We start from the raw sequence: 12170 nt of genomic DNA on the forward strand, positions 1-12170 counted from the left end.
CCTGACCCGCCAGCGGGTCAGTGGGCGCCGGTCAGTTGCTGCAGGCGCTTAAGCCCGTCGTCGATGCGCTGGAAGAAAGGCTCCATCGCCTGCGTGCTGAGATCGAAATAGGCTTTGGCGCCCATACGTTGTGCACTCTCCTGCAGGATCTGCTGATCGATCACGGTCATCAGCTCCTGCAGTTTTTCATTGCCCCGTGCCTGCTCTGTCATCACCTGCTCCAGCCGTGAGCGGACAAAGCGCATGCGGATCTTATGCACGCTGTCGGTGGTGCCTTCGGCCATGATGCCCGACCCCAGTACCCGGGCCTGCCCCACCAGTTCGGCGGCGCGCGGCAGATCCCGCCACAGCCAGGTCATGGGTTCCTGTCCGGCCTCGGTCAGCCAGCTGCTTTCCGCCACGTCTTCCAGCAAATACAGCAACACGCCGATCAGCTGATTGTGCTGCGCCAGATTGTTCTCGGCGTCTGTGCTCAGGTTATTGCGCTGTAACCGCGACCAGTGGTCGGCAAAGGCCAGCCAGTGATCCTGCTGCCGGCCGGCGTCGGCCAGCGGTGACAGCTGGCGGATCTGCTGCTCCATCGCCCGTTCCAGTTCCGCCACTGTGGTGCGCAGCTGGGTATCGCCCTTAATCGCCCCGTAACTGGCGCCACGATGGCGCTGGGTCAGCACCAGCAGTTGTTTGATCAGCATCAGCTGCTGCACCCCGGTGCGCTGGCGGCTGGTAATCAGGCTGCGGCGCAGCTGGCGGAATAACAGAATCAGACCGCCGCTGACGAGCAGGGCCAGCAGTACCAGCCAGACAGATAACAGATTCATGCCGGTGTCCTCCGGTTGGTGCGGGTGAGGCCGGCCATGTGCATGGCAATGCGTGCCGTCTGTAACGCCTGCTCGCTGTTGCGCGTGGCGGCGTGGTGCACTTCGTCGATGCGGCGCGACACTTCGTTGGTGGCCTGACTCTGTTGTTCGGTGTTGCTGGCAACGGAAAACATATGGGTCTTCAGCGCTTCGGTCTGGGCGTGAATGGCCTGCAGCGATTGCTGCGCCTGCCCGGCCAGATCGACGCTGCGCCCGGTCATGGCGCGCATGTCGCGGATGCGCACGGCGGCGTCTTCGATGCCGGCGGAAATCTGCTCGATGCGGCGCGAAATATCGTTGGCTGATTCATGGCTGCGCTGCGCCAGCGTGCGCACTTCATCGGCGACCACGGCAAAGCCGCGGCCGTGTTCACCGGCGCGGGCGGCCTCGATGGCGGCGTTGAGCGCCAGCAGGTTGGTCTGCTCGGAAATAGCACGGATCAGATCGGTAATACCGTTGATGTTGGCCGACTGCTCACTGAGGCTGTGCATGGCATCGGCACTGCCGGCGGCGCTGACATCGATGCGGCGGATATCGTCGGCGGCGGCCAGCACATGGCGGCTGCCATCGCTGGCCAGCTGGTTGGCATCGCCGGCCATGCCAGCGGCTTCGCGCACCAGGGTGGCGATGTTTTCCACCCCCTGACTCATTTCTACAAGCGCGGCGGCGCCCGATTGCATGGCGTTGGATTGCTGTTCGGTGTTGCTGGCCAGATGGTCGGCACTGCCCTGCAGTTCGCCGGCGGAAAACGAAATTTCATCAAGCCGGTCGGCGTATTCCTGCTGCACGCGTTCAATGTTGCGCACCAGCACCTGCAACTTATTCATTAATGGCGCCAGCGTTGAGGTCTGCATCGGCAGCGCCAGATGCTGCACATGATCGGCCTGTTGCTGCATCAGCACCTGATTCACCTGCCGGATATCGTGGCGCAGGTTCAGCAGCACGCCGCAGGTCAGATACGTGGCCAGACACAAAGGCACCGCCAGCCAGTGTTGGGCTGCGGGAAACCAGCTCAGCAGCGCGCACAGAATTAACAGCCAGACGCTGAACAGAATCACGCCCGACAGGCCCGCGCTGCGGGTCAGTGAACGTACCGGAGTAAAAAGAAGTGCCTGCATAACCGTGTGAAAAAACCGTCGGGGAAAGACAGCTTCAGTGTAATCAGGAATTTTGCCGTTGCTGAAAATGGCTGTAACCGGAGTGCTTCAGAATGTAAAAAGCCCTGTATTTCAGGGCTTTTTTAAGAAAGCTGACCGCGGCCGATATTACAAAGCTGACAATTGTTCGCGCCCGAACGCCTGAGTGTCGGTCACGGCATCGGCCAGCGTCGGGAAGAAACGCAGCGCTCCGTTCTGCGGATTCACGCCGGCACGGGCCAGGGTTTTTAACGGCTGATACTGCAGGTCGGCGATCCACACCTGAGTGTGATGACGGCGGCTGGCGTCGAGGAATTTCATCAGCGCAGCCAGACCGCCGGCGTCGATGATGGGCACGGCATCCATATAGAGGATCACACCTTTTAACGGGCGGGTGCTCTGGCTCAGTTCCGAAAAAATCCGGTCGGCGGCGGCAAAAAACAGCGGACCGTTAATTTTAATCACGGCCCAGTCATCCGGCAGAGGCTGACTGATCAGACGGCGGTTATGGCTGATGTCGCTGATTTTGGTCATTTCCGAGATGTCGCGCATAAACAGCAGCGACGCCAGCACAATGCCGACACCAATGGCGATCACCATGTCGAACAACACGGTCAGACTCATGCAGGTGAGCAGCACCATGATGTCACCGCGTGGCGCGGTTTTCAGAAAGTGAATCACCTTATCGGCTTCGGCAATATTCCACGCAACCAGCAACAACAGCGCCGCCATCGACGCCATCGGCAGATACGCGAGCACTGGTGCCAGCACCAGCAAGCCGGCCATCACCACCAGACCGTGCACCACGGCGGCCACGGGCGTCTGCGCCCCGGCGCGCACGTTGGCGGCCGAACGGGCAATGGCGGCGGTGGCGGTAATACCGCCGAAAAACGGCACCACGACATTACCGATGCCCTGACCCAGTAATTCGCTGTTGGCGCTGTGGCGGGTATTGGTCATGCCGTCGAGCACCACGGCGCACAGCAGCGACTCAATGGCGCCGAGCATGGCGATGGAAAACGCCGCTGGCAGCAGCAATTGCAGCAGCGACCAGCTGAGGCCCACCGGCTGACCGTCGGCGCCGGGTAAATTCCACGGCCACACCAGCTCCGGCAGAACCGGCGGTATGCCGAAGCCGTTGCTGCCATCGGGCAGGGTGTAAGTGAAGCGGCTGCCGATGGTGGCCACTTCGTGTCCGTTCAGGCTCAGCAACCAGGCCACAAAGACACCGACCAGCAGCGCCGGAATATGCGGCGGCAGCGTGCTGAACCGGCGCCACAGCAAGAGCGCGGCGAAGGTGGCGATGCCAACCACTAAGCTGGGCAGGCCGGCGTCTGGCAGGGCCGTGGCCAGGGTTTCAATTTTTTCGATGTAGGTTTCCGGGTAGCTGATATTCAGGCCGAAAAAATCTTTCAGCTGCAGCGTGGCGATAACAATGGCGATGCCCGAGGTAAACCCCAGCGTCACCGATTCGGGAATGTATTCAATAAAACGCCCCAGCCGGGCAAAGGCCATGGCGATCAGAATCAGACCCGACAACAGGGTGGCGATGGCCAGCCCGCCCAAACCGAATTTTTCAGCAATGGGGTACAGAATCACCACAAAGGCGGCGGTCGGGCCGGAAATGCTGAAGCGTGAACCGCCGGCCAGCGCAATCAGAAAACCGGCAATCATGGCGGTATAAAGACCGTATTGCGGCGCCACGCCGCTGGCGATGGCCAGTGCCATGGATAGCGGAATGGCAATGACTCCGACGGTCAGACCGGCGAGCAGATCTTTGATCAGGCGCGTGCGGGTGTAGGGGGTTTCGTGCAGGGATTCACGCAGGGCGTTGGCGATGCGCAGAGAAAACAAATGGGCGCGGTGCGGCATAGAACAAGCTACCTGAAGCAGCTGAAGGGAGCGCGCAGTATACCGCGTAAAGCCTTTTCTTTGTTGAGGAATAAGGTCGTAGCCGGCGGCCGATTCACGACATTGGCGGCCGGAGTGTGGACGTTAATCCGGTAAGCGGTCGAGAGCTGTCTCAGGCAGCAGTGCATGCTGTGGCGGTAAACGTTCAGCATTCACCCCAGATTCTGGGTGTTAATCCGGTAAGCGGTCGAGCACCGCCTGTCGCAGCAGAGCATCCTGTGCCAGCAGACGGCCGATATTCATGGCGTCGTCGACGCCACAATGCGGCCGTCCGGCGAAGCTCAGCCCCGACAACTGCAACGCCATTTCCAGTCCGGTGCGGTGGCCGCGTTTGCGCGCAAACAGTTGCTTGATGTTGAGGTGGCGCAGCGCTTCCAGCGGAAAATCCAGCCCTTTCAGCCGGCATTCCAGTATCAGCTGAGTGGCATCGAATTTCCCCCAGCTGCCCCAGCCGCGCACTGGTGCGTCGCCCAGCCAGTGGACAAAGGCGTGCCAGGTCTCGGCCAGCGTCGGCGCGCGTTCCACCTGATGCTGTTCAATACCGGTGAGGCTTGTGCAAAAGGCCGATAATTGCCGGTGAATCAGCGGCCGCACATAAAACGAATGCTGGCGGACGGGCAGAAAACCCTCGTCGGTCAGCTCGCCCAGCACGGCGCCGATTTCGATGGTTTCCATGTCATCGCGTTCAAACATGGGATCATCGCAGGTGCATTCCAGATCGATCAGCAGAAAAGCAGGCATAGGGTTGGCGACCGTATATTGCGGGAGTGCTTTTACTGTACGCACAAACTGAATCTTAAACGCACAGATTCAATTGGCCCGCTCAGCGCTAAATGTCTATTGTGCAGAAAATAGCCTGCACATAATATGGGTCGGCAACCGACCTTCGGCTCTGGAGGATCTTCATGCTCAGCACGTTCGACTTTACCCCCTGGATTATCATCCTGTGTTTCTTCTCCACTGTGTTTGTCAGCAGCTGGTGGATTAACCGTCAGGAGAAAGCCGGCAAGTAAGTCGCCCGCCACCTGCGCAGGATGCGCCGGTGCATTTATCCCTTCCCCGTGCTGGCGTAGTATCACGCCTGAGTCCCCGTCACTCTCAAAAACACCCGGCTGCTCGAGCATGTCTTTTTTGGTGACTGACCGCCTGCAACCACAGCGTGAAAATCCACGCCCGAAAACCCAAGCCTTAAAAAGGAAGCCCCATGACGCTGCGTCCCTTCGCTGAGATCGAATCACTGGCCTTCACCCGTCATGGCAAAGACGTGGTTGAACAACGCCTGAGCCGCCCGCAGACGGCCGGCGCCATTGCCGCCCAAACTGACGACCGCTGGTTGTCGGAGCTGAGCCGTATTGTCTTTCAGACCGGTTTTAACTGGACAGTGGTCGATAACAAATGGCCGGCGTTCGAGCGTGAATTCGGTGGTTTTAATCTGGCCTACTGCCGCCAGCTGTCGGATGAACAGCTGGAAGACATCATGCAGCGCGACGGTCTGATCAAGCACTGGGCGAAAATAAAATCCATTACCGACAATGCCGTGTACCTGAGTGAGCTGGTGGCCGTTCATGGTTCGGTGGGGGCGTATTTCAGCAACTGGCAGGCGGCGGATTACGGCGACAACATCAGTGCGCTGCAGAAATGCGGTTCCCGTTTGGGTGGGAAAACCGCGCAAATCTGGCTGCGCCGTATGGGCGTGGATGCGCTGATATTCTCCAACGACGTGATTGCCGGTCTGAAACGCGAAGGGGTGGTGAACAGCGCACCGTCGTCGAAAAAGGCGTGGGCGTCAGTACAGCAGGCACTGGATATCTGGCGCCAGCAGAGTGGCCGCTCGCTGAATGAGATCAGTCAGATACTGGCGCTGTCGGTTGAGTCCTGATGGTTTTTGATGACGCTGCCCACCTCAGTGCGGGCAGTGTCCGGCGGCGGTTTCATCCACGCCCTGTTCGCTGTTCAGGCGCCGCAACTGCGGCAGGGCGTGCACTTCTCCCCACTCTTTCAGAGCCAGCAGCACAGGCGACAGCGACTGGCCCATGGGCGTCAGGCTGTATTCCACATGCGGCGGTACTTCGGGAAATACTTCGCGGTGCACCAGCCCCACCAGTTCCAGCTCGCGCAGTTGTTTGGTCAGCATGCGCTGGGTGATCTGTCCCATGCGCCGTTTCAGTTCATTGAAACGCAACTCACCGTTCAGTAAATGGTAGAGAATCATGCCTTTGCCCTTGCCGCCGAACAGCTCAAGAGAGGCTTCAACCGGGCAGGCTTCGCCGGTGTAGGTCTGATAACGCGGTCGTTTTACAGTATCCATTTTGTGCCTATATGCCAAAAATGTGCGTACTTGTGAGTTTTATACCAGTGCCTATTATGCGCCCATCTGACGTAAACCACATCCGCGTGAGGACCCATATGAACCTGACAGACATCGCTCAGACCCGTTATTCGACCAAAGCCTTTGATCCGGCCCGTAAAGTGCCCGACGCCACCTTCGCCCAGCTGCAGTCGCTGCTGCGTTTCAGCCCGTCGAGCGTCAATTCGCAGCCGTGGCATTTTGTACTGACCCATTCCGAAGAAGGCAAACAACGCATCGCCCGCGCCGCACACGGCCCGTATGCGTTTAATCACGACCGCATCATGCACGCCTCGCACGTGGTGGTGTTTTGCGCGAAAACCCAGATCAGCGATGAGTATCTCGAGCATCTGGCCGACACGGAACAGAACGCCGGCCGCTTCGCCGCGGCGGCCAACCGCCAGATGGCACAAGCCGGCCGTACCTTTTTTGTGAATCAGCACAGGTTCGATAAAAAAGACGCCCAGCATTGGATGGAAAAACAGGTGTATCTGAACATGGGTACCTTCCTGTTGGGTGCCGGTGCCCTGGGGCTGGATGCGCTGCCGATGGAAGGTGTTGATCTGGCGGTACTGGATGAAGAATTCGGTCTGCGCGCCAAAGGCTACAGTGCCGTTGCCGTGGTGTCTGTGGGTTACCACAGTGAACAGGATTTTAATAAAGCCCTGCCGAAGGCGCGTCTGAGTGAAGACGAAATTTTTACTCAGATTTAATCCGGTTGGATTGTCAGACACTTTAACATTTGCCGTATAAAAATACCCGCCGTATAAAAATACCTGTCGGGGAAGCCCGGCGGGTATTTTCTTTAATTTAAATAATAAAAATATTATTTAAATGTGTGCAAAGGCGGCATTGCTCGTCATTAGGATTTCTTTAAAAAAGGCTGAGAGTTTTATCACGCCAGGCGCCCCATCGCGCCCTTAGTATCCGCCGTTCCTTGGCTTGGCACCCGGCGGCTTTTTCTCCAGGAAACCTGAATAAAAATCACGGCAGGTTGATGACGCTGGTGAAGCTTTCAAAGGCTTTTTCAGCCGAGGTTTTCATGCAGTAACTGACAGTCGGCCCTTCATTTTTTGCAATTAAATGGCCGGCGTAACCGGCGTCCAGATGCGAGCGTGGTTGGCCATCCCAGCGCTTGTCGGGCATCGACAGGTCAGAGGTTTTCAAATAGGGCTCTTTGCCTGCGATTCGGTGATCGACAGCAAAGGCCTGCTGCTGTGGTGTACACAGACTGTTGTCCATGGCGATGATCGCCGTCAGCACATCCCAGTAGTAATACTCGTTACTGTCGATAAACCAGCGGTTTTTATCCAGCACCTGATCGGTAAAGGCGGCCGCCGGTGTTTTTACCCGGGTTTTAAACTGGTCGGCGTAGGCGTGGGTTACCCGCACCTGATTGGTCACATCCAGGCCGACCATGACAATATCCAGACCGCTTTGCAGCACCTGATCGGCCGCCAGCGGGTCGATAAAAATATTCCATTCGGCGTTGGTATTCGGATGATCTTTGGTGAACAGAGGCACAATAATATTGCCTTTCACCTGCCAGTTGCCGCCCATAATAAACAGCCGGCCGGCTTTGGTTTTGTCCTGCGGATAGCGTTGCAGCCATTGCGCAATATTGGTCAGCGGACCGACGGCGACAATATCCGTTGCTTCACTGCTTTCATTTATCACGCTGTGAATGACATCAGCGGCGTGTTGATTGCTTACGGGAAAACGTCCGGCCGGTGCCTTGTGTAATTCAATGCCCGACAGCGTATCCGCATCGTCGCGCCAGGCCTTCGGGAAGGTGAAGTAGCCATCCAGCGGCACATCATCACCACAGGCAATAACGGTTTGTTCGCGGGAATTGGTCAGCGCCAGTAAATTCGCCACATTCACTTTCGATGGCGCACAGTGCGCTTCGCCACTGGCAGAAATGGTAACGGCTTTTAATTCCGCCTGCGGGTGCTGCGCCAGATACAGAAGCGCTAGCCAGTCGTCGATGGCCATATCGGTATCGAAAATCACGGGACGTGCCTGCACCACTGACAGCGGAGCCAGAAGCGATAGCAGCACAAAGGCGGAGCAGAAAGCGCGGAACATGGAGTGGTTTCCTGAATTCGGAAGTTAACTGGTTGGTCAGGAATATAAGAAGTGAGATGTCAGTCAGCAATGGTGCAGGCGCGCACTGAGGGCGGAACGCCGCCAATGGGGTGACAATGGCGACGTTCGGAGGTGGCGTTTCTTTTTCGCCTCTGACACCAGTAGTCAGTAATTTGAATCCGCCACCCTGCTGGTGCATAGTGCAGCGCTCCTGCAGATGATGTTTCCGCAACCAGGGATTAATACCAGTGACGCAGCGACACCTTTATCTTCATGTCGGCTTTGGCAAGACGGGAACGTCGGCGCTGCAATCCTGGCTGGCGATCAACCGCAAGGCGCTGCAGAAGCAGGGATTCCGCCACCATGGCGTACCCAAACTCACCGGTGAGCAGCAGATTTTCAGCGGCAACGGTACTGAAATGAAGCGCTACCTGGATGGTGAAATCAGTGCCGGACGTATGCTGCGTCACTACTTTGGCTGGACCGGTAAGAAAGCCATTGTGTCGTCTGAAGTATTGGAACTTCATAATCCGGTGGTTCGTCAGCGTCTGGCGGAACTGCAAGCGTTGCCTGATCTTACGCTGACGGTCATCGCCTACGTCCGTAACCTCTACGATCTGACGTATTCGACGTATGTTCAGTTGGTAAAAGGGCGTAATTACGCGGGAACCTGGCAGGCGATTCTGAATTCCGATATTCCTTCCTCGCAGATCAATGTCAGTCTGGAACTGGATTCGTGTATTCATGATTGTCGCTTTGTGCACTACAACGTGCACCGGCGCGATGTCTTTACGCCCTTCTCAGAAATGACAGGCATCGACCAGCAGCGGATGCAAGCCATCAGCGGTGATATCAACCGCTCGCTGGCGCAGACGGAAATCCGCATTGTTCAGTTTTTTTCCCGTACCTGGCAGCAATTTACCGACGGCGCACAGACTCAGCTGCTGTCACGACGGGTGTCGAGCGGCATGATTTATGATCATCCTGAACGGTCGTCGGACATCGTATTTAATCAGGAATTGCTGCAGTTTATGGTCGCCAGACATCAGCAAGCGGTTGATACCTTTAATCAACAGCTTGGTGTTAAGCACGGCATCGAGCTGATGGTGTGGGATGGAAAACCTTATCCGAATGTCCGTGCAGAACCCGAAGCGCAGATGAATATCCCTCTGCTGAGGGAGGTTGTTTCGTACATCAATGACACGCAATGTGGCTATATTCCGGCCGCCCTGCGCGCGATATTCAGCGCGCGTCTGGCCGCCATTGATACCGTCGCCAGCCTGCAGCTTCTGACAAAGGTGCAGCGGCCGGATTTCAGTCGCACAACCAATGCCGACAAGCTGGCAGACATTATGCGTGAAGCTGAGCTTTGCTTTAAAACCCTGCAACCGGATGCTGCGGAGTGCTTTGCTCAATGGGCTGTTGTGTTTGAAAAAAAGGCTTCAGGCAATAAACCTGCCTGAGCCAGCCTCACAAAATCCAGTACAAGGCCTCCAGCGCCACGGCCACCTGAATGCGGTTTTCGGCCAGCGGGCGGGGCAGCATTTCTTCGGCTTTGGCTAATCGCCTTAACAGCGTGTTGCGGTGGGTATGCAGGCGTTTGGCTGCTTCGGTGGCGTTGCAGCCGCATTCCAGAAACGCGTGCAGGGCGTGGCGCACGGCGGCGGGAGCCTGGGCTAAATCGCCAAGTACATGGCCGGAATAATGCTGAATGGATTTTGCATCTTTCGATAAAAACGCCATTAAACGTACGCGGTCGTAACTCACCAGCTGCACATTGGATTTTAACCGGCCCAGTACCCGCTGTGCGGCCTGCGCATCCAGATGCGAACGGCGGAAACCGTCGATGCCGGCGCCACCATCACCGTGACTTAAGCGGATGTTTTCTTTTTTCTTCAGGGCAGCTTCCAGCACTTTTTCATTCACCGGATATTGTGCCGACGCCCACACCCAGATTACCGACGGACTGACGATGATTTTCAGTGACGAGGTTTGGTGACAGGCTTTCTGAAACGCAGTGGCCAGACTTTCGAGGTCAGAAATTTCGGTATCAATTTCTTCACTCCAGATAATGGCGCTGTGGTGCGTCTGGCTGAAGGGGTAATTGAGCAGGCGTTCGGCGGTGTTGAGGTCGGTGGTTTCACCGGCCATGATGCGCGAAATCAGCTCGCGCTGTTCCTCCAGATGGCCGCTCTTGCGCGATTCCACATCCTGCTGCATGCGCGCAAGGCCAAGCTGCAGACTGTCGTCGATAAAGGTGCTGATCGACACCGACGAAATTTCCAGCAGCTGCTGCAATTCCAGCGGATTCTGCGTCAGCTGAAAGGCAATTTTCATCCAGTATTGCCAGGCGATGTCCTGCACCGAACGCGCGTTGCTGAGCAGCAGCTGCGCCGCCTGTGCCGGATACACTTCGTTAATGCCGAGCACGGCTTCTTCCACCAGAAAAGCACTGACCGGCTGGTCGGGCTGGGCGATAACGCCGTTCAGCCAGTGGATGGTGCCGGCGCGGATGGCACGCCGTTGTTTGGCCGACAGCACGGGGTCGACGTACAGCTTATCGGCTTCACCGAAGTTGCCGGCCTCCAGCTCGTCCAGCACTTGTGGGCTGGTCGCCAGCTGCAGGGCCAGCTCGGCGCCGGTACGCATTAAATCGAGTATGCGCTCAGGCACATTGGGCCAGCGGCGGCGGGTACTGACGGCCAGTTCCATGGTTTCTCCCGGAGTTCAGCCGGTGACGGCGTTGGACGTTGAGGGGGTAAGTCTTTGGGGTGCAAAGTGCACCAAATGTATCCCAGATAGTGTTGTTTTGTACATTGATGGGCTGGTGCTGCGTTCATAAGATGATCAGCCTCAGCGATTGCGGGTTGTGGAAAACGGGTGCTGCAGGGTCTGCCGTGCCACCAGAACTCAGCCGCCCGCGGCTGCGCTACCAAAAACAAGGCGAGTGCCGCCAATAAGAATAAGAGGCCTGATGTGAAAGACTTTACCGGCAAGATTGTCGTTATTACCGGCGCCGCCTCCGGCATGGGGCGCGAGTACGCACTGGAATTCGCCCGCCTTGGAGCCATCGTGGCCATCACGGATGTGAACGGCGAGCAGCTGGCCGAGACCCAGCGCATGGTGCAGGGCATCACGTCGGCGAAAAGCCTGAGCGAAGTGCTGGATATTGGCTCGGAAGAGGGCGTGGCCGCCTTCGCCGACAAGGTAAAACGCCAGCTCGGCAACGCCCATGTGATCATCAATAACGCCGGTATCGGCGGTGGTGGCGCGCCGGTGTGGGTGCAGAACAATGCGCAGTACCGCACCACCATGCAGGTGAATTTCTTTGCCGTCGTGAACATCACCAAAGCTTTTTTGCCGCAGCTGCTGACCAATCAGGAAGGCGCGGTCGTGAACGTCTCCAGCGTGTTTGGTCTGCTCGGCACGCCAGGCACCAGCGATTATTGCGCCTCTAAATTTGCCGTGCGCGGCTTTACTGAATCGTTAATGGTCGAACTGGCCGATACGCCGGTTTCTGTGCATCTGGTGCATCCGGGTGGCATCAAAACCAACATTGCCAAGCACTCAAAAAACGGTGCTGAATTTGAAGAAAAATACCTGAAGACCGATCCGCTGTTTGCCGTGCGTGAAGTAATTAAAGGCATCCGCAGCGGCAAACAACGCATGATTTTCGGTTATCAATCATCACTGTTGCGCTTCCTGACCTTGTTACCGCTCAAACTGCGCAACCGCATTCTGCACCGCGAAATGAGCGCTATGCGCGACCCTGAGCACTACGGTGTGCTCGACCAATATTCATCACCACGCAGCTGAGCATTAATAATAACC

11 protein-coding genes are annotated in these 12170 nt (G+C 57.2%); 4 read left to right on the forward strand and 7 right to left on the reverse strand.

All coding sequences use genetic code 11. From position 1 onward, the window contains the following. Positions 1–17: 17 nt before the first annotated feature. From ACQUQU_RS17790 to ACQUQU_RS17805, 4 genes are all read right to left on the reverse strand, one after another. Positions 18–818 (reverse strand): hypothetical protein, encoded by an 801-nt coding sequence (locus ACQUQU_RS17790; protein WP_430461058.1) that lies wholly within the window; start codon positions 816–818, stop codon positions 18–20. Next, a complete protein-coding gene (locus ACQUQU_RS17795; protein ID WP_430461059.1) occupies positions 815–1975 on the reverse strand; it encodes a methyl-accepting chemotaxis protein in 1161 nt (386 codons plus the stop codon). Before ACQUQU_RS17795 ends, ACQUQU_RS17790 begins: the two co-directional genes overlap by 4 nt. A 147-nt stretch (positions 1976–2122) precedes the next feature. After that, positions 2123–3865, reverse strand: a complete 1743-nt coding sequence (gene dauA / locus ACQUQU_RS17800; protein WP_430461060.1) for a C4-dicarboxylic acid transporter DauA — start codon at positions 3863–3865, stop codon at positions 2123–2125. Between the two features lie 210 nt (positions 3866–4075). Further along, the gene (locus tag ACQUQU_RS17805; protein WP_430461061.1) at positions 4076–4645 is read right to left on the reverse strand and encodes an exonuclease domain-containing protein; all 570 of its coding nucleotides are present in this window, start codon (positions 4643–4645) and stop codon (positions 4076–4078) included. A 463-nt stretch (positions 4646–5108) separates the two neighbouring features. On the opposite strand from ACQUQU_RS17805, the gene ACQUQU_RS17810 reads away from it, so the two are divergent. After that, positions 5109–5783, forward strand: a complete 675-nt coding sequence (locus ACQUQU_RS17810; RefSeq protein ID WP_430461062.1) for a DNA-3-methyladenine glycosylase I — start codon at positions 5109–5111, stop codon at positions 5781–5783. A 24-nt stretch (positions 5784–5807) separates the two neighbouring features. Here ACQUQU_RS17810 and ACQUQU_RS17815 read toward each other — a convergent pair whose 3' ends face one another. After that, a complete protein-coding gene (locus ACQUQU_RS17815; protein ID WP_430461063.1) occupies positions 5808–6212 on the reverse strand; it encodes a winged helix-turn-helix transcriptional regulator in 405 nt (134 codons plus the stop codon). A gap of 98 nt (positions 6213–6310) precedes the next feature. Between ACQUQU_RS17815 and nfsB the strand changes: the two genes are divergently transcribed. Then, on the forward strand, positions 6311–6964 hold the full coding sequence (nfsB, locus tag ACQUQU_RS17820; protein WP_430461064.1) for an oxygen-insensitive NAD(P)H nitroreductase: 654 nt from the start codon (positions 6311–6313) through the stop codon (positions 6962–6964). 271 nt (positions 6965–7235) lie between these two features. On the opposite strand, the gene ACQUQU_RS17825 is transcribed toward nfsB, so the two are convergent. Then, complete coding sequence (locus tag ACQUQU_RS17825; protein ID WP_430461065.1) at positions 7236–8339, reverse strand: nucleoside hydrolase; 1104 nt, start codon at positions 8337–8339, stop codon at positions 7236–7238. A gap of 248 nt (positions 8340–8587) precedes the next feature. Here ACQUQU_RS17825 and ACQUQU_RS17830 point away from each other — a divergent pair, with 248 nt between their 5' ends. Further along, on the forward strand, positions 8588–9802 hold the full coding sequence (locus ACQUQU_RS17830) for a hypothetical protein (protein WP_430461066.1): 1215 nt from the start codon (positions 8588–8590) through the stop codon (positions 9800–9802). A gap of 7 nt (positions 9803–9809) precedes the next feature. Here ACQUQU_RS17830 and ACQUQU_RS17835 read toward each other — a convergent pair whose 3' ends face one another. After that, complete coding sequence (locus ACQUQU_RS17835) at positions 9810–11051, reverse strand: PucR family transcriptional regulator (protein WP_430461067.1); 1242 nt, start codon at positions 11049–11051, stop codon at positions 9810–9812. Between the two features lie 264 nt (positions 11052–11315). Between ACQUQU_RS17835 and ACQUQU_RS17840 the strand changes: the two genes are divergently transcribed. Then, positions 11316–12155 (forward strand): SDR family NAD(P)-dependent oxidoreductase, encoded by an 840-nt coding sequence (locus tag ACQUQU_RS17840; protein WP_430461068.1) that lies wholly within the window; start codon positions 11316–11318, stop codon positions 12153–12155. Positions 12156–12170: the final 15 nt, after the last annotated feature.

Origin of the sequence: Thalassolituus sp. LLYu03 (genome assembly GCF_050507655.1) — a bacterium.
Taxonomy (GTDB): Bacteria; Pseudomonadota; Gammaproteobacteria; order Pseudomonadales; family Oceanobacteraceae; genus Venatoribacter.